At 56.3% G+C, this 17,890-nt stretch carries 18 protein-coding genes; 9 read left to right on the top strand and 9 right to left on the bottom strand.

Annotated elements, in window-relative coordinates; genetic code table 11:
- Nucleotides 1-45: 45 nt before the first annotated feature.
- The 5 genes from OLX77_RS01065 (at nt 46) to hflC (ending at nt 4,972) form a co-directional block, all read left to right on the top strand.
- The gene (locus OLX77_RS01065; protein ID WP_307631729.1) at nt 46-825 is read left to right on the top strand and encodes a flagellar motor protein; all 780 of its coding nucleotides are present in this window, start codon (nt 46-48) and stop codon (nt 823-825) included.
- On the top strand, nt 825-1,619 hold the full coding sequence (locus tag OLX77_RS01060; protein WP_307631728.1) for an OmpA/MotB family protein: 795 nt from the start codon (nt 825-827) through the stop codon (nt 1,617-1,619). Before OLX77_RS01065 ends, OLX77_RS01060 begins: the two co-directional genes overlap by 1 nt.
- Before the next feature lie 30 nt (nt 1,620-1,649).
- Complete coding sequence (locus tag OLX77_RS01055; protein ID WP_307631727.1) at nt 1,650-2,564, top strand: rhomboid family intramembrane serine protease; 915 nt, start codon at nt 1,650-1,652, stop codon at nt 2,562-2,564.
- Between the two features lie 271 nt (nt 2,565-2,835).
- Nucleotides 2,836-3,972 carry an FtsH protease activity modulator HflK gene (hflK, locus tag OLX77_RS01050; protein WP_307631726.1) on the top strand — a complete coding sequence of 379 codons (1,137 nt, stop codon included), beginning with the start codon at nt 2,836-2,838 and terminating at the stop codon, nt 3,970-3,972.
- Between the two features lie 73 nt (nt 3,973-4,045).
- On the top strand, nt 4,046-4,972 hold the full coding sequence (hflC, locus tag OLX77_RS01045) for a protease modulator HflC (RefSeq protein WP_307631725.1): 927 nt from the start codon (nt 4,046-4,048) through the stop codon (nt 4,970-4,972).
- A 4-nt stretch (nt 4,973-4,976) separates the two neighbouring features.
- On the opposite strand, the gene OLX77_RS01040 is transcribed toward hflC, so the two are convergent.
- Complete coding sequence (locus tag OLX77_RS01040; RefSeq protein WP_307631724.1) at nt 4,977-5,645, bottom strand: hypothetical protein; 669 nt, start codon at nt 5,643-5,645, stop codon at nt 4,977-4,979.
- Nucleotides 5,646-5,672: 27 nt separating this feature from the next.
- A complete protein-coding gene (gene thiE, locus OLX77_RS01035) occupies nt 5,673-6,356 on the bottom strand; it encodes a thiamine phosphate synthase (protein WP_307631723.1) in 684 nt (227 codons plus the stop codon).
- A 226-nt stretch (nt 6,357-6,582) separates the two neighbouring features.
- On the opposite strand from thiE, the gene OLX77_RS01030 reads away from it, so the two are divergent.
- Nucleotides 6,583-7,896, top strand: coding sequence for a citrate synthase (locus tag OLX77_RS01030; protein ID WP_307631722.1), 1,314 nt, complete (start codon nt 6,583-6,585; stop codon nt 7,894-7,896).
- 149 nt (nt 7,897-8,045) lie between these two features.
- Here OLX77_RS01030 and OLX77_RS01025 read toward each other — a convergent pair whose 3' ends face one another.
- Nucleotides 8,046-8,249 (bottom strand): hypothetical protein, encoded by a 204-nt coding sequence (locus OLX77_RS01025; protein ID WP_307631721.1) that lies wholly within the window; start codon nt 8,247-8,249, stop codon nt 8,046-8,048.
- A gap of 254 nt (nt 8,250-8,503) precedes the next feature.
- On the opposite strand from OLX77_RS01025, the gene OLX77_RS01020 reads away from it, so the two are divergent.
- A complete protein-coding gene (locus OLX77_RS01020; RefSeq protein ID WP_307631720.1) occupies nt 8,504-9,808 on the top strand; it encodes a pyridoxal phosphate-dependent aminotransferase in 1,305 nt (434 codons plus the stop codon).
- Nucleotides 9,809-9,929: 121 nt separating this feature from the next.
- Here the strand turns inward: OLX77_RS01020 and OLX77_RS01015 are convergent, their stop codons facing one another.
- Nucleotides 9,930-10,706: a hypothetical protein gene (locus tag OLX77_RS01015; RefSeq protein ID WP_307631719.1), complete on the bottom strand. Its 777-nt coding sequence runs from the start codon at nt 10,704-10,706 to the stop codon at nt 9,930-9,932.
- Nucleotides 10,707-10,947: 241 nt separating this feature from the next.
- On the opposite strand from OLX77_RS01015, the gene trpS reads away from it, so the two are divergent.
- The gene (gene trpS / locus OLX77_RS01010; RefSeq protein ID WP_307631718.1) at nt 10,948-11,913 is read left to right on the top strand and encodes a tryptophan--tRNA ligase; all 966 of its coding nucleotides are present in this window, start codon (nt 10,948-10,950) and stop codon (nt 11,911-11,913) included.
- 22 nt (nt 11,914-11,935) lie between these two features.
- On the opposite strand, the gene dinB is transcribed toward trpS, so the two are convergent.
- Nucleotides 11,936-13,174 carry a DNA polymerase IV gene (gene dinB / locus OLX77_RS01005; RefSeq protein ID WP_307631717.1) on the bottom strand — a complete coding sequence of 413 codons (1,239 nt, stop codon included), beginning with the start codon at nt 13,172-13,174 and terminating at the stop codon, nt 11,936-11,938.
- A gap of 331 nt (nt 13,175-13,505) precedes the next feature.
- Between dinB and OLX77_RS01000 the strand changes: the two genes are divergently transcribed.
- Nucleotides 13,506-14,537: a GGDEF domain-containing protein gene (locus tag OLX77_RS01000; protein WP_307631716.1), complete on the top strand. Its 1,032-nt coding sequence runs from the start codon at nt 13,506-13,508 to the stop codon at nt 14,535-14,537.
- 346 nt (nt 14,538-14,883) lie between these two features.
- On the opposite strand, the gene OLX77_RS00995 is transcribed toward OLX77_RS01000, so the two are convergent.
- From OLX77_RS00995 to OLX77_RS00980, 4 genes are all read right to left on the bottom strand, one after another.
- Nucleotides 14,884-15,324 (bottom strand): hypothetical protein, encoded by a 441-nt coding sequence (locus OLX77_RS00995; protein ID WP_307631715.1) that lies wholly within the window; start codon nt 15,322-15,324, stop codon nt 14,884-14,886.
- Between the two features lie 86 nt (nt 15,325-15,410).
- Nucleotides 15,411-15,827 carry a YkgJ family cysteine cluster protein gene (locus OLX77_RS00990; protein ID WP_307631714.1) on the bottom strand — a complete coding sequence of 139 codons (417 nt, stop codon included), beginning with the start codon at nt 15,825-15,827 and terminating at the stop codon, nt 15,411-15,413.
- A 155-nt stretch (nt 15,828-15,982) separates the two neighbouring features.
- Nucleotides 15,983-17,029 carry an FRG domain-containing protein gene (locus OLX77_RS00985; protein WP_307631713.1) on the bottom strand — a complete coding sequence of 349 codons (1,047 nt, stop codon included), beginning with the start codon at nt 17,027-17,029 and terminating at the stop codon, nt 15,983-15,985.
- Nucleotides 17,030-17,413: 384 nt separating this feature from the next.
- Complete coding sequence (locus OLX77_RS00980; RefSeq protein ID WP_307631712.1) at nt 17,414-17,857, bottom strand: hypothetical protein; 444 nt, start codon at nt 17,855-17,857, stop codon at nt 17,414-17,416.
- Nucleotides 17,858-17,890: the final 33 nt, after the last annotated feature.

Genomic DNA, 17,890 nt, shown 5'->3' with positions numbered 1-17,890 from the left:
ATACGGGCATTTCCCTTTGGATAACTCAATGGAGCCGCACAACATATGGACATAGCTACCCTTATCGGCCTGTTTATGGGCTTCGGCGCCGTTATCGGCGGCCAGCTTCTCGAGGGCGGCCACATCGACGCCCTTATTCAGCCCACTGCGGCCCTTATTGTTTTGGGGGGGACCTTGGGGGCAACCTTTGTTTCTTTTCCGCTCCAGGATATTCTCCGGGCCTTCTCCAGTGCTGCGACAGCCATTTTTCCCCAGGAAGAAGATCCGGAGGAGTTGATCGGCAAACTGGTCGGTTTTGCCAGCACCGCCAGGAAGAACGGCTTGATAACCCTGGAGCAGGACGCGCAACGGGTTAAGGATCGGTTCCTCGGCCAGGGTCTGGAAATGGTTGTGGACGGCATGGACCCCGAGGAGGTTATGGCGGTTCTGCAGATCGAACTCACCAATTTCGAGGAGCGCCACAAGGTCAGTGCCGAGGTCTTTGAGGCCGCAGGCGGCTTTGCCCCGACCATCGGCATCATCGGCGCGGTGTTGGGCTTGATCCATGTAATGAACAATCTTTCCGACACCTCCAAGCTTGGCGCCGGCATTGCCGTGGCCTTCGTGGCCACGATCTATGGACTGATGACCGCCAATATCATCTGTATCCCTCTCAGTACCAAGCTCAAAAAAAGATTGAAGGAACAGATTCTCCAGCGGGAAATAGTGATTGAGGGCCTTCTTGCCATTCAGAAAGGCGAGAACCCCAGGATGATCGAAAAACGGTTGCGTGGTTTCACCCTGACCAGCGGGGTCCTGATCTACAGCCGAGGCGGGGGTGGTTGATGAGCAGACCGAAAAGGAAAAAAGCGCACGAGAAGGAGCCGAACCTGGAGCGGTGGCTTGTCTCCTATGCGGATTTTATCACCCTGCTTTTTGCCGTTTTTGTAATGCTCTATGCCATGTCCATCGTGGATCAGAAAAAAATGGAGGAGGTGCAGGCCTCCATCCAATCTTCTTTCTCCGGGCCTCAGACTTTAACCCCGGCGCTCAAGGTTATCGGCAACAAGGATTTTGGTCTGATCCCCGAAGTGGTGGAGCCGCCGGTGCCGCCCCAGTCCCAGGAGGAGGTCTCCTCCGCTGCCGAGGCCCAGGAGTTCAGCCAGATCAAGCAGGACATCCAGAACAATCTTCAGGAGTATGGCGGTAAAAACGAGGTGCAGCTGACCGTCAACGAACGGGGCTTGGTCATAAGCTTGAAGGAGGCCGGGTTCTTTCCCTCCGGCACCGCCCAGGTTCAGCCGGGCGCCCTTCCTCTCCTGGACAAGATTGCCACCTCCATCTCCCGCTATGCCAATACCCTCCGTATCGAAGGGCACACGGATAATGTGCCGGTTAAATCTCCGACCTTTCCCTCCAACTGGGAACTCTCCACCGCCCGCGCCAACAGCATTGTCCATTATCTCATGGAGAAGCACGGCTTCATGGGCGCCAAGCTCTCCGTGACCGGCTATGGCGAATACCGGCCCATCGCGGATAACGCCACGGAAGAAGGGCGGAAGCTCAATCGGCGCGTCGATATTGTCATGCTTTCCCGCAAGGGGGCTCAAGGTGAGGCGTTGAAATTCGGCGGGCAATAGCGGATGGGTGTGCACGCCGGGGAGCTGTTTGTGCACCCGCCTGAACCCTTGTCGAGCTGGGTGTCCATCGGCTTGACGCCGGAGCGGGAAGTGGCCCATCTGTGGTCTTTGGTCCTGCATGCTGCGGATATTGAGCATGAGCTGTTCCATGGCGCAGCGGGCTGGCAGCTGCTGGTCCCCGAGGAAAACATCATCCGCGCCCGGCAAGAGCTGCTGCTTTTTTCCGAAGAAAACCAGGATTGGCCCCCGGAGCGTCCATTTCGATTCGAGCGGGAGACCATAGTCGAGAATGCACCCCCAGTGTTGCCGGTTATCGGCGGGCTGGTCGTGTTTTATGGTGTCACCGGTGCCTGGGAGAGCCACAGCCACTGGTTTGATATCGGAGCCCTGGATCGGTTCCGGGTGCTGCACGATGGTCAGTGGTGGCGCCTGGTTACCGCCCTGACCCTGCATGCGGACAGCGTGCATCTGCTTGGCAATATTTTCTTCGGCGGCGTGCTGGTCTATTCGCTCTGCCGCCATCTTGGCAGCGGCATTGCCTGGTTCTCGGTTTTGTGTACCGGGGTTCTTGCCAATGGTATCAACGTATTCTTCCATGATGATCTCTATCGTTCCATTGGCTTTTCCACTGCGGTTTTCGGTATGGTCGGCATCTTAAGCGGCATGCGGTTGCGCCGGATCGGCGGCTGGCAGGAGATGGTCCTTGCCTTGGGCAGTGCGGCAAGCCTGTTGGCGCTCATGGGCTCTTCCGGAGAGCGGACCGACCTGGGCGCGCATTTTTGGGGCGTCTTCGTTGGCCTTCTGGTCGGGATGCTCCTTGTCGCTTTAGGGCTTGCCGGGAAACGGGTGCTTGCGCCCGCTGGTCAATGGCTGCTCTTTGTTGCCAGCCTGGCAATGGTGTTCGGCTGCTGGCTCTTTGCCCTGTACCCCCGGAGCGGGCTGTAAAATTCAGGGCGCGTCATTGTCCTCGGAGAGAGAGGGCCGGGGAAACGGGGCAGATGGTTGGGCAGCCGAGCCAGAAAACGCCTGGGCTTCGTACTTTTATAATAAATATTGCCTGTTAAACCAGTAAGATATGTAGTTTTATTGCACTTCGGCCTTGAACCACCCTGGGAAGGCTGTTAGGGTCAAGGGTCAAGATCAGGGCATGGAGCGGATGTTTCCCATGCATCTGGGAAATCTGGAAATAATTTTTTTAAAAAAAGGAGTCGAGCCCATGGCTTGGGATGATCAGGATCAGCAGCCACCTTGGGGCAAAAAAAAGGGGCCGCAAACCCCTGAAGAGCTTATTGCTCTCTTGCTCAACAAGATCAAGGAGTTCTTTGAGGGGGCGAGCGGCGCGAAGGATAAGGGGCCGGCCGGCGGTGGCGGGAGCGCAGGGCCGAATATCCCCGGGGCCGGACTCTTGGGCGGCCTTGGCCGACCGGGGATGATCATCGGTGTGTTTTTTCTCGGCTATATCATTTTTTCCGCTTTTTACACCATCGCTCCCGGAGAAAAGGGCGTGGTGTTGCGTTTTGGCAAATATGTCAAAACGACCTCGTCGGGCTTGAACTTCAAGCTGCCGCTCATTGACGAGCTCATCAAGATCGATGTGGAAAATGTCCGCAAGGAGGAGTTTGGCTTCAGGACGAAAATTCCCGGGCAGCGCACCGAATATGCGAAGGCCGGTTTTGACAACGAGTCGCTCATGCTCACCAGCGACCGCAATGTCATCGATCTGGAGTGGATCATCCAGTACAAGGTGCAGGATCCCATCTTCTTTGCCTTCAAGGTCAAGGATGTCCGACAGGCGGTCCGTGATATTTCCGAGGTCGCCCTGCGCCGCATCGTCGGCAACATGACCTTTGACTATGTGCTCAGCAACCGGGAAATGTTGGCGGCCGCCACCCAGCGCGAGGTTCAGGACTCCCTGGATCGCTATCAGGCGGGGGTGAAGATCGTCACCGTTCAGTTGCAGGATGTGAATCCGCCGGAACACGTCAAGCCGGCCTTCAACGAGGTCAATGAGGCGGATCAGGATATGAAGCGGCTGGTAAACGAGGCGGAGGAAGCCTACAACCGGGAGGTGCCCAAGGCCCGGGGCGATGCGAAAAAGATGCTGGAAGAGGCGCAAGGCTACGCGGTGGAACGGGTGAATCTGGCCCAGGGCGAGGCCTCCCGTTTTCTCGCCATCCTCAAGGAATACAAAGGGGGACAGGATGTCACCCGCAGGCGGATGTATCTGGAGACCATGCAGGAGGTCCTGCCCAAGGTCAGCGAGATCTATGTGGTTGACCCAAACAAGGGGGGGCTGTTGCCCTTTCTCGATGTGAGGGGCGGCGCCAAGGGTAAGGGGACGGAACCCAAGTGAAAACGGACCGTTTCGTACAGGAATCAGCACGGGTCGAAGCAGCAGAGGCCAAGAAAAATGATAGGGGAAGCCAGTGAATAGGATACTGCGTAGTGTTATGATAGCGGTGGTGGTGGCGGCGGCAGTGGCGCTGTTCAATGCCTTTTTTGTTCTGCCCGAGGGGCAGCAGGTGGTGATCACCCAGTTCGGCCGTCCGGTGGGCAAGCCCATCACCCAGGCCGGGTTGCAATTCAAGATCCCATTTATCCAGGATGTGACTTTTTTCGATAAGCGGATTCTCATCTGGGACGGGGATCCGAATCAGGTGCCCACCAACGACAAGACCTTTGTCTATCTCGATGTTACTGCCCGCTGGCGGATCTCCAATGCCCTGGTTTTTTTACAGGCGGTGAACAACGAGCAACGGGCCCAGACCATTCTCGATGATATTATCGACGGTACGGTCCGGGATCTGGTCAACAAGAACGACCTGGTTGAGATCATCCGCAGTTCCGATTGGGATCCGGAAGCCATGGGCTTTGGTCCTGTGGGCGAGGATGAGAAGATTAAATTCGGGCGGGATAAGATTACCGCCCTGATCCATGCCAACGCCTCCAAGGTGACGCCCAAGTACGGTATCGAGCTGGTGGATGTGATGTTCAAGCGGGTCAACTATATCGACACGGTTCAGCAGCGCGTGTATGAGCGGATGATTTCGGAGCGGAAGCGGATCGCGGCGGAAAAGCGCTCCACCGGCGAGGGGCTCAAATCTGAGATCCTCGGCAAGCTGGAGCGGGAGTTACGTGAAGTCAGCTCCCTGGCTGTCCGCGAGTCCCAGAAGATTAAGGGCAAGGCCGATGGCGAAGCGGCCAAGATCTATGCGGATGCCTACAATCAGGATCCCGAATTCTATGCCTTTTCCAAGAGCATGGATGCCTACCGGCTCACCATGGGAGAAAACACCCGGCTGGTGCTTTCTCCGGACTCGCCGTTTTATCGGTACCTGAAAACAATCAAATAGACGATTATTGCAGGTCGAGCGGGGTGAGTGGGTACGCGGGCCGGTGTTCCTCTGCAGAGAAGGGGAGCCGGCCCTTTTTATTGAGCAGGGTCAGGAGTTCTTCCAGTTGGCTTTCGCTTTTCAGGTCCGAGCGGCCGAGCAGGGTGAAGCGGCAGTCGCAGGAGGTCAGCTGGCCCCCGCACCAAGGACAGACCTCCACCGGGCAGCCCAGGGTGTGGATCTCGCCGTCCGCCACATGGCAAAACGGGCAGAGATCGGTGTGGAGATGGGCCGGCACATAGACCGGAAAGGTATTCAGATCTGTAAATTTTTTGAGAAAGGCTTCGCGGCTTTCGTAGTTGAAAAAGGCCAAGACCTCCTCCTCCCAGATCCCCTCGGCAAGGGGACCCAAGAATTCTGCCTGTTCGCTGGTGACCAGATAGAGATAGTCGGTCTGCGCGGTGGTGGCGCAGATCAGGAAGGTCCCCTGTCTGCGTTCCAGCAAGCGGAGAACTGTGATGGCGTCTTCCAAACCCTCGGGCAGATAGCTGTAAAAGGCGTGAAAAATGTGCAGGGCCACGCTGTCCGTGTCGTGTTTTTCCACCAGGGCAGTGGCCTTGGCCAGATCCTCCGGTGGGACTGCATAGCGCATGAGCAATTTGATGTCGGCAAGCCGTTGGTTCAGGGTGGACACGGTTCTTTTCCTTTCGAAATTCTTGTCTTAGGCGAGCGTTGTCTGCTGCTTGATAGTCTCAAGCCAGATTCTGGTTTCCGCGGCGATGTCGTCGGCACCGGTCAAAGCGGTGACCACGGCCAATCGCCTGGCTCCCATGGCCGTCAGCTCCGGGATATGTTCTTTTTTGATGCCGCCCATGACCGTGAAGGGCAGGCGGCAGCGGGCGCTGAATCTTGGTATGGCCGCGGGCCCGAGGAAGGCGGAAAGGCCGTCCTTGGTCTGGGTGGCATAGAGCGGTCCGATGTTGAAGTAGGACGCCCCGCGCTGCTCGGCGGTGGCCGCCTGTTCTTCGGTGTTGCAGGAGACGCCGATGATAAGCTCCGGCGCCAGGGCGCGGACCTCTGGCGCCGGGAGATCGCTGTTGCCGAGATGTACCCCGTCGGCGCCGCTGATCAGGGCGATATCCACCCGATCATTGACGATGAACAAGGCGCCGGCCGCCAGGGTTTTTTGCCGGAAGATCTTGGCCTTTTCCAGCAGGCGCAGGGTGTCGGACTCCTTGTCCCGCAGCTGGACGATTTTTGCCCCCCCAGCCAGCACGCCATCCAACCAGGTGAGATCGTCGCGGCCCTTGGCCAATCGCTCGCACGAGACCGGGTAGAGGGTGACCTCTTCGATGAATTTTTTGAGCCGCTGGTGGTACAAATCGCTTCTCTCGTGTGTTGCCACATCTCTCCTTGCGGGCGGTGATCCCAGACGCTTACTTGTTGAAAAAAAAAGGTATTTAAGTATAATAACTGATTAAAGATAATCTTTCATTATGGTTTTGCTCCTTTTGTTTTGGAGGGGATCATGGTGTCCAACGCACTGTTTCTTGAGGGAGGCAGGCGGTCTTTAACGAAAATGCAGGCGAGCTGTTGAGGTAAAAGCGGCGCTACGGCGAAGGGTATATATTATGGGAAATGTGGTTCACGGTCAAGAAACAGCGGAGTTGAAGCTTGATGGTAAGGTCTACCAGCTGCCGGTCATTGTCGGCAGCGAGGGAGAAAAAGCCATTGATATCAGGGAGTTGCGTTCAAGCTCCGGCTACATCACCCTGGACAGCGGCTTCATGAATACCGGTTCCTGTTGCAGCAGCATCACCTTTCTCGACGGGGAGGAGGGGATTCTCAGCTACCGCGGCTATGGCATCGAGGATCTTGCCGAGAATTGCACCTTTGTCGAGGTTGCCTATCTTCTGGATCACGGGAATCTGCCCACCCGGGAGGAGCTGAGCAAGTTCAGCCAGATGCTCGGCAAATACGCCATGGTCCATGAGGACATGATCCGCTTTTTCGACGGTTACCCGCCCAACAGCCCGCCCATGGCCATTCTTTCCTCCATGGTGAACTCCCTGTGCAGCTTTTACCCGGAGATGCTGGATAATCCTCTGGAAAACATCGACAAGATGGCGGCCCGGCTGCTTTCCAAGGTGCGGACCATCGCGGCTTTCTCCTACAAGAAATCCATGGGCCAGCCCCTGGTCTATCCGCGCCATGACCTGAGCTATTGCGCCAACTTCCTCAATATGATGTTCGATTCGCCGGTAAAGCCCTATGAGATCAACGACACGGTGGTCAAGGCCCTGAACAAGCTGTTGATCCTGCATGGCGATCATGAGCAGAACTGCTCCACCGCTACGGTGCGGGTGGCAGGGAGTGCCCGGGTGAACCTCTACGCCTCGATCTCCGCCGGGATCAACGCCCTATGGGGTCCGCTGCACGGTGGGGCCAACCAGGCGGTGATGGAGATGCTCACCCAGATCCACGAGGAAGGCGGCAACTACAAACAGTTTATTGCCAAGGCCAAGGATCCGGCGGACCCGTTTCGTTTGGTCGGTTTCGGACATCGGGTCTATAAAACCCACGATCCCCGGGCGCGGATTATCAAGAAGGCATGCGATGACGTGCTGACGGCCTTGAACATCTCCGACCCGCTGCTCGACATCGCCAAGGAGTTGGAAGAGGTGGCCCTGAAGGACGAGTATTTCATAGCCCGGAACCTCTATCCCAACGTGGATTTTTACAGCGGCATCATCTACCGGGCCATCGGCATCCCCACCAATATGTTCACGGTGATGTTCGCCCTCGGTCGTCTGCCGGGCTGGATCGCTCATTGGAAGGAGATGTGGGATGATCCCGACTGGCGGATCAGTCGGCCCAGGCAGGTTTACGTTGGCCCCAAACGGCGGCCCTTTGTCCCCCTTGCTGAGCGGACCGGAAACGAATAGGCTGCAGACAAAAAACAGGAAGAACGCGGGTTGGCCGGAGGTGTGGGCAGCCCGTTTTTTTTTGTGCCTGGCAGCGAATGTTTTGCCGAACCGCTCCTTGAACAACATGTGGTTGCGCGAAACTCAGTAAAGCGAGAAAAGCTCCTTTTTCAGATCGCCCCGCACATGGCCTGGTAGTTTTCACATTCCCGCAGGCAGCGGAACGGGCAGGGCTCCGTATTGAACCATTTTTTTTTCGGGCACCAGTACCGGTCTTTGTAAGGCTCATTGCACCCCTTGCTCGTGAGCTTCTGCCGTTCTCTGGCGCCGAAGCGAACCACATCTCCGAGAATCGAAAACCGAATGATTGTCATTCCGAGTCCTCCTGTCTCCGTGGGTTGCTGCATGGGCTTCCCTGCCCACCTCTTACCCTCTCTATCGGCAATGTTGCCCCCTAGATAAAGGACTTATTGACTTCTGACAGGGGCTGGTGTTAATAAATACCCTTTGTCCTTGCGCCTGGGCGAGGTGCGGTGCCAACCCGGAAACGGTCCCCACCTGATTTGCTTGCAGATCCCCCCAGCCGCAACAAAAATAGAACCACGATTTTTTAAGGGAGATTACGTGCATGCGTACTGATATCCTGCATGTCGGCGCAGGGGAACTGACCTATGAGATCCGCAACATCGTCATTGTTGGCGAGAAGTTGCAGAAGCTGGGAACCAAGGTCTACTGGGAGAATATCGGCGACCCCATTGCCAAGGGGGAAAAGATCCCCCAGTGGATGAAGCAGGTCGTTGCCGACCTGGTCATGGAGGATGCCACCTACGGCTATTGCCCGACCCGGGGGATGCTGGCGACCAGGGAATTCCTTGCCGAAAAGACCAACAAGCGCGGCGGGGCGCAGATCGGCCCTGATGACATCATCTTTTTTAACGGCTTGGGCGACGCGATCAGCAAGGTCTTCGGTCTCCTGCGGCCCACCGCCCGAGTGGTGGTGCCCTCGCCCAGCTACACCACCCATTCCTCGGCGGAGGCAGCTCACGCCGGAGACCGGCCGGTAACTTATTGGTTGAACCCCAACAATTACTGGTATCCCGATCTCGATGATCTGGAAAAACGGATCAAGTACAACCCGGCCGTGGCCGGCATCCTGATCATCAATCCGGATAACCCGACGGGCGCGGTCTATCCCGAGGAAATTCTCCGGGGCATGGTGGCGCTGGCCAGGAAATACGACCTGTTCGTGATCTGCGACGAGGTGTACCAGGCCATCATCTATAACGGGCAGAAAACCCTGCCCCTGGCCGAAGTGATCGGCGATGTGCCTGCCATCTGCATGCGGGGCATCTCCAAGGAAATGCCCTGGCCCGGCTCCCGCTGTGGCTGGATTGAGGTTTACAACGGTGACCGCGATTCCATGTTCGCCAAGTATGTGACCTCGATTTTGAACGCCAAGATGGTGGAGGTGTGCTCCACCACCCTGCCGCAAAGGGCGATTCCTGCCATTCTCAGCCACCCGCAGTATATGCCCTATCTGCAGGAGAGGATCAACCGTTACGAGTTGCTTTCCAACATTGCCTACGATGCCCTCAAGGACATTGACGGGGTGTTGGTCAACCGGACCAACGGCGCCTTTTACATGAGCGTGGTGTTCGAGGAAGGGAGACTGAACAGCCGGCAGACCCTCTCCATCGGTAACAAGGAGGTCCGTACCCATGTGGAGAATCTGGTGGGCGGGGCCAATGTTGCCTTTGACAAGCGTTTTGTCTATTACCTGCTGGGAGCCACCGGCGTCTGCGTGGTGCCGCTTTCCTCCTTCGCCACCGAGTTGCAGGGGTTCCGCATTACCTTGCTTGAGCGCAACGAGGAGCGGTTTGCCGAGATTTTTAAGATCATTGCCGATGGGATCAAGCAGTACCTGAACTCATAGTCCCGGCAGTATATCGCGATAAAAAAATCCTCTTTCCTTGTCGGGAAGAGGATTTTTTTTGCTTGTATGCAATGGTCGCAGAGGGCGCGGTGCGGGCAATCAATGCCGCCGCCCGCAATGCTCATGGCTTCTTGGTGGAGAGGACGATCTGCTGCATCTCGAGCTTGAGTTGGCGGTTTTTTATTTCGGAGAGGCTGTAGGAAGCGACCTTGTCCCCGATAAAGATATGGTACACCTGGATCGTGCCGGGAAGCTCCTTGTGCCGGCATTTCTGGACAATCACTCCGCCGTTGTTTCCCCGGTAGCGTTTTTCGATGATGAGGTTGGGGAAATGTTTTTGGGTCAGCAGCACGTCAATGGGGGTTTTTCCTGGGCCTGCTGCGCTCTCATCGACCCCAAGGATGGATTTTAAGGATTTGCCGATTGTCCCGGTGAGGCTGTCACCGGGGACATAAAAATATCCCCGTTGCGTACTCTTGTCCTTGTCCGTGGTCAGGGTGGCAAAACGGACGGTCAGCTGTGAGCGTCCGTCCCGGCCGAGGGTAGAACCCTCTCCCTGGGTGGAGACCAGATGCCACGGGCGTGGGTAGGTGAAGGTGAGTCCTGTGTTGTAATCGGTAAAAACCTGGGTCTGCGGCTGCGGCGGAGATTGTACTTCCTGCCCCGGCTCGGGCGGGGTCATAACGGCTGTCGGCGCCGCACTCTCCTTGGGGATCAGGGAGATCCGTTTTCCCTTCGTTTCAGTCGGGACCTTGGGGGCGGTTTTTTCCGGGGAGCTACTTTTGCTGACGACCGTCTTGTCCGTGCGCGGTGCCGAGCCCTGCACGGCGGGCATGGTGCAGCCGCCGGCAAGCAAGACAAGGGCGAGCATGGTCGGAAGAGAGGGTTGTATTTTCATGGGGTCTCCATTGGCTCGATTTGCAGTAAAGATATGCAAAGGTGTAACGTTGGTCAGTGCGGCTGTCAATCGCAAAAAAAAAAGAAGGGGATGCGCGCGGGGCAGAAAAAGATTGCCCCCCCGGCCTTTTTTTTTTAACATCCACTTCTTCAGAATATATGCATGATGCGCAGCGATAACCAGTCGGATTTTGTCCGGTTTGGCTGCCTTTTTTGTCTGTCCGTAACCAAGAGAGAACCTAATGAGAATTTTATCCGGGATCCAGCCCTCTGGCCAGCTTCATATCGGCAACTACTTCGGTATGATGCGCTCCATGATCGCCAATATGGATTCAAGCGAGTTGTATGCCTTTATCGTCGATCTCCATGCCCTCACCTCGGTGCAGGACCGGGAGCGCTTGTCCCGCGGCACCCTTGAAGCGGCCACCGATTTTCTCGCCCTGGGCCTTGATCCGGAACGCTGCACCTTCTGGGTGCAGTCCGACGTGCCCGAGGTTACCGAATTGGCCTGGGTGCTTTCCACCCTCACCCCCATGGGGCTGCTGGAGCGCTGCCACTCGTATAAAGACAAGGTTGCCAAGGGCATTGTTCCCAGTCACGGCCTCTTTGCCTATCCGGTGTTGATGGCCGCCGATATCCTGCTCTTTCAGGCCGAGCGGGTGCCGGTGGGCAAGGACCAGAAGCAGCATCTGGAGGTGGCTCGCGATATCGCCATCAAGTTCAACAACACCTTCGGCGAGACCTTCGTCGTGCCCGAGCCGGTCATTGACGACTCGCTGGCCACCATCCCCGGACTGGACGGGCAGAAGATGTCCAAATCCTACGGCAACACCATCCCCATCTTCGCCAGCGAGAAGGAGCTGAAGAAAAAGGTCATGGCTATCGTCACCGACGCCACCCCGGTGGAGGCGGTCAAGGATCCGGACAACTGCAACCTCTACAGCCTCTTCAAGCTGTTCGCTCCCAAGGATCGGTTGACCGAGGTGCATGGCCTCTATGTGAACGGCGGGGCCATGTACGGCAAGATCAAGCTGGAGTTGCTCGATCTGCTCTGGGAGTATTTTCGTGAGCCCCGGGAAAAACGGGCGCAGCTGCTGGCCGACCCCGGCCAAGTGCGGGAGATCCTCCAGCGCGGCGCGGTCAAGGCCAGGGAAAAGGCGGTGGTCACCCTGGATCTGGTGCGCGACCGGGTGGGCTTGAAATATTGAGGGGCAAAGCGCCTCTGCTCTCTTATCCTTCCTCTCTCTTTTCCACCAAGGTAGCCGGCACAATGCTGCCATTTCCATAGCGGTCGCTGATGGTATCAATCGCCTGATAGAGGCGGCACTCTTTTTCCCTGGGCCGGTTTTCTCCGAACAGCGTCAACTGGCCGCAAGCCCCGGCAGGGGCAAGATTGGCCAGGGAGATCCCCAGCAGTCGGATGGGCCGCAAGCCGATCTCGGTTTTGGCAAGCAGCAGCCGTCCCGTCTGATAGAGCGATTTGTCATCCCCCCCCACCGGTTCGGCCAGGGTGAGCGAACGGGTCACCTGCACGAAATCCCGGTATTTTACTTTGATGGTGATGGTTCTGCCGGTCAAGCCTTTGTCCCGGACCCGCTTGCCGACCTTGCAGCAGAGGGCCAGCAATTCCTGGTCGATCCTTTTGGTGTCGCGCAGATCCTCGCTGAAGGTCTCTTCGTGGCCGATGGACTTGGCTTCCTGGCTCGGTTCCACCGGGCGCAGATCGATGCCCCGGGCGGAGTTGTACATCAGCATTCCACCCTTGCCGAACTTGGCCGTAAGGATCGTTGGGGAGATCCGGCGCAGATCGCCGATGGTCTTCACCCCGATCAGGGCCAGCGCCTCCCTGGTGGTGCGCCCCACCCCCCATAAGCGGCCGATGGGCAGGGGGGCGAGAAATTCCTCTTCCCGGCCCGGGGGGACAATGGTCAGGCCGTCGGGTTTGTTCAGATCGGAGGCGATCTTGGCCACCAGCTTCGAACCGCCAACCCCGGCCGAGACGGTGAGGCCGGTGGTTTCCCGGACCAAACCCCGGATCTGTATGGCAATATCCTCGGCCGTGCCCATCAGCCTCAGGCTGCCGGTGACATCCAGAAACGCTTCGTCCAGGGAGAGTGGCTCCACCAAAGGGGTATAGCGGAGGAAGATCTCCATGATCCTCCGGGAAATCTCTTGGTAGCGGGCCATGCGCACCGGGAGAAAGACCCCCTGCGGACAGAGCTTTCTGGCGGTGTGGATGGGCAGGGCCGAATGGACCCCGAACTTCCGCGCTTCGTAGGAGGCGGCGCAGACCACGCCGCGGTTGGAGTTGCCGCCCACCACCACGGGAAGTCCCCGGAGGGCCGGATTGTCTAAGATCTCGACGGAGGCATAAAAGGCATCCATGTCGAGATGGATGATGCGGCGGTTGTTCGGGGTCGGCATGGCGGTGGTCCACTCCCTGGCATGAACTGGCTGATTGTTTTCCATAATATCCCCTCCGTTTCCAGATGCAAGGAAACGATTGCCGGGAAACAGAAAGAGGTGTCGCCCGGATGGCGGCAAGGTCGTCCGGGTGTCAGTGGACTGACAGGATGGAGGGGAAATTTTTTCCTTCCACAAGTCGCGTGGCATTGTGGAAAGATCGGATGGCTTTCTTGGGAATATTTTTATTTTATTAAATAATTTTAGATAGATGTAGCGCATACGTCGCTGCACCTCCTTGCGGGGCAAGGGTTTGTGCACGGTCCTTTCGGCGTTCTGGCATGAAAATGGCATAGGTACAGGGCAAAGAATCTTTTCAATGAAAGGAGCCGTTGCAATGAACGCCGCACTCTCTCTTGCTGACCGGGAAATTATAGAGCCGATTAATCTGGACCATTTGATGGTGGAGCTGGATCGTTACCGCCGTCAATCCGAATGGTTGAAACAGGTCAACGAGCTGCATGCCAGACTGGCCGGGGCCACCGACCTGCAGGGCATGATCGAGGCTTTTTCCGTCTGGTTGATGCCCCTGGTTGACCATGATCTCATTGCTTACCGCAGCCTCGACCGAAGCCGGGTGCATATTATCTGCTCCTGTCATGGGCCGGAACGGCGTCTGGCCATGGAGACCGCGGAAGAGGTGTTTGAGAAGATCGATTGTCAGTTGGATGGCACCTGCTGCGAGTGGGGGTCGTTTTTCGTGCAGCAATGGCAGATGTCCTTCGGCGTTGACCCGGCTGGGGCAAACCAGGGTTGCCTGATGCTGCTGCGCCGGAGCCCCTGCATTGAAGCGGAAGAGGCCCAGATCCTGCACGATGCCTTGGAGGTTCTGGGGGAGCCCATGCAGCGCGCCCTTATGTATGAAGATCTCTTTGCCCAGGCCCGGCGCGACATGCTCACCGGCCTTGACAACCGGCGGGTTTTTGAGGAGCGCATCGGCGCCATGCTGGAAACCGCCCGTCGCCACGGACGGCCCATCACCGTGGCCAGCATGGATCTGGATCATTTCAAGCAGATCAATGATACCCTGGGGCATGCCGCCGGGGATAACGCCTTGCAGATGGTGGCCAAGACCCTGACCTCCATGGTGCGCAACAGCGATCTCCTGGTGCGCATGGGCGGCGACGAGTTTGTTCTCGTCCTGCCCGATACCGCCTTGGAGCCGGCCCGGCTGCTGGCCGAGCGGTTGTGCAGTGCGGTGGATGGGTTGGAACTCAATGCCGGCGACGGCAGCCGTCTGGGTGTGAGTATCGGTTTGGTGCAGTGGAGTCCGGAGATGAGCAAGGACGAGTGGCTGCAGCGGGCCGATGAAGTGCTCTACCAGGCAAAAAAAGCCGGGCGTTGCCGGGTGTGTGTCGAGGCGGCGTAACCGTTCCGGGTTAGAATCTGGTCATTGTAAGGGAGGAGGCCATGACGCAACAAAAAGCCATCCATATCCTCATGCAAAGCCCTTTCTATTTTAAGTTGGAACTGGTCGCCCGCAAACTGCTGATCAAGGAGTTCTGCGCCTTGCATAACGGTTGCTGAGCTGCACCACCCCGAGACAAGAGAAGCAATCAGGCCATGGCTGGCTGGCGCGGAGGAACAATCCGCGCCAATCGGGCATGGCCTTTTTTATTGGGGTTTTACGGTGCAAAAAGAAAGGTTGAATAGGTGCGTGGCTGTCCCCCCATTAAACCCAAGGCAAATAATCATTTCGCCCGCGAGTTTACGTGTTATTTGGCCCGTTCCAGTTCAAGCAGGCCGATTTTTGAATGCTGATTTTTGTCGCCGTCATTGATCATGATGAGTTCGATGGAGCCATCGGGCAAGATCTCGCCGAGAAGAATGTCTTCATCATGGTCAACGAGGTAGAGGCGGGTGCCGTCTCTGGAAATAACCCCGGAAAAACCTTCGGTGACGGACTTTGCCGGTTTCGTAGCTTTCTTGGTATACGAGCGTTCTCCGGAAAAGAATCGCCCCTGCTGCTCCTTGATGGTCCATTTGCCGTCGGCTTCCTTGTTCGAGAAAAAACCGGTTTTTTCGTGGTGGTGCGCATAGTTTTTGGACGTCCACTTGCCGGTTAAGTCCGGCATGGATGTTTCCGCCAAGCTTGATCCTGCAAAAACAAAGAGCACGGTTACACAGAGAACAAGCGCTGGAATCAATCGTTTCATAGCCCCCTCCTGTTTACTGGTAATAAGTTTTGCGGGTGATTGAGCATTGGGACAGCCACGAATCCATTATGTCATATTTTGCGCCCTTACGGTTCCCCTAAAAAACGGCAGGCATCGATCAGCTCCGTTTCCATAAACGCCGCTTCGTGGCGGGCATGGTATTCCGCCACCAGGGTAACGATCTCGGGGTTGGGCTGGCTTTCCAGCGAGTTTTCTTTGCAGAAATGGACCCGGCAGTCGATGGGCCGGACCGGATAGATCCGGCAGAGCCCGTCCTTGCCCAGGAACTTGCAACCATCTTCGCCCGCCTCATAGAAGCGGAATCCCTTCTGCTGTGCCAAAAAACCATTGATCAATTCTGCCTCCGGCGGGGTCACGCCCGGCACGCCGCCCATGATGGAGGGATGGCAGCAGTCGGCGTTGCACTTGCCGGGACGGCCGCAGTGCATGCCGGACTTGGCTTCGATTTCTGCCAGTTGGGTCCAGAGGGCTTCCAGGGTCATTCTTGTTTTTCCTTCATACAAGGTCATTGTTTAACGTCTGAATTCACCGGCTTGCGCGATTTTTCGCGCAGGTCCGGTGGAATGATGGGTTAGCCATTCTTGCTGAAAGTTCATAATGCTTTCTCGATACGCTTCAATGCCGAAGGAAACCGAGATCACTCAATCACCATATGGTCAGCTACCCCGCGTATGCGAATACGGCTGAAATAATCCAACTTTCGCACTGCCCACTCGTCCGCAGCAGCCTGCATCACGCTTTCGTCAATATCGATAGCACGGTATTCAACGGTATAACCGGCGGCCTTCAGCGCATTACGCGCGCCAGTAACGCCCTCCGGGTGCGCTGGCAGCAGTCCTTGTTCAATGCCAAACTCAAGGGCTTGCAGGGGCAAGGTGCGGTTGGTGCGTAACGCCGCAATGTGACCGTCGAAAGGGTTATCCGGGAACAACTTCTTCCCACCATCGAACATTTCAAAGTAGTGTCGAGAAAGCGTTGGTGTGATTTCAAGCTTCTGGTGCTGTACCCATGGCATATCGTTCAGGTTCTCACCCCGGCCCAAGCGCAAAGCGAGTGCGCGTTGCGCTTCAGGTCGAGGCAGCGGCTCCAGCCCTAGCGGTAAGAAACTGCTTTGCCCTCCACGCTGCAGAATCAGTTCCCGCAAATTCACCGTGTAGAGGACTGCGACACCAGATTGGAGAGGCGAAAAGGCATCCCCCGCTTGATCGGATACACAGGTTGCGAAGAACATCGCCACATCTCGCGACCGGGAAAAATCCAGTAGTTGCGTTGGATACTGGTAATGCTGCGCAATGGCCTCAATACTCAGCGCAAAATCCAGCCCTTCAATCTGATACGCCATCAAATCACTTGTTGCCGGGTGACGATCCATCACCGCTGAAAGTTCGATGCTCTTGGCTACCCAGTAAAGGGCATCAACGTCACTCATCCCCCTGAAGATTGAAGGCCTGCACCTTGGGTAAAACTTGTTCTGCCCACGATAAAGCCTTGGCGAGAACTCTGGGCCAGGCATAAAACGGTAGCGGCCAGCCGAGGTCGCAACCGGTGTCAGCAGGTCTATTCCAAGCTCAGACACGATGCCATAACGGTTAATCCACGATTCATCGTCAGGAAAATTCATCGGCATCAATGAGTACGCATACCCCATCACAGAGAGAAGGCGCTTGCCTTGTTCAATGAGCATCAGATATGCCAGCTTTCATCGCAGAACACATTGTTTTGGCACCGCTTCAGGCCACCTTCCACTATGTCTTGAATCAGATCAAGGCGCCAATCTTCGTCGAATTGGAGCAGCCATCCGGCAGTCTTGGTGGGCATGGCTATAAGAAGGGGATAAGGTGGCTAACAATAATATTATCGAGCTAGCTCGAGTTGTTTTTTTCTGCTCGATTTTCGGCCCTTTTATGGACCTTTTTGGGCGTATGCTGAGCATTTTTTCTTTTAAATAGCCACCTATCCACCCCGTATGGGGGTGTTATAGAGCAAGCTATATAATTCCGGCTAAAAATAATCGGGATGTTATCTGTCTACCTGACACTATGGAGCAATCCAAGAACTATATCCTTGCTTATTCCTTCGTGGCGTTTCGGCAGGCTTCATCGAGGCGGACCTCGATATAGCGGATACGTTCTTCATCCCGTTCTGCAATGTCGAAACAGACAGCATCTTCACCGAGCAGACCTCCGGGAACAACGTCGCCTTTTTCTTCCGGATCAGTAATCATTTCCCCGTAAAAGCAGACGGAAAGCCATCTGGGGTTGTCCTCAATCACGTCAACCATTACGAAAAGAGATCTTTTTTTCTGGGCGGCATGAACAGCCCGGAGAGAATAGGTGACTCCGGGCCGGGCTATGAACTGGAGAGTGACACCTTCTTTTTTGCCGAGGTATTCCCGCAAACGCGTAAACACCTCTCTGTTTTTTTCAGGCGTTTCTTCCCATTCATCAATAAAAGTATTCAGTTCCGAGTCTGTTTCCCTGCCCATGTCCAATTCCTTATTCGTTGAATTCATATAATTTCAAAAAAGTTCTGATGTGTCAGCTGT

Source organism: Thiovibrio frasassiensis (assembly GCF_029607905.1).
In the GTDB taxonomy this organism is placed as follows: domain Bacteria; phylum Desulfobacterota; class Desulfobulbia; order Desulfobulbales; family Desulfurivibrionaceae; genus Thiovibrio; species Thiovibrio frasassiensis.
Note: the sequence above shows the minus strand (reverse complement) of the source record. Positions and strands in the feature narration are given on the sequence as shown.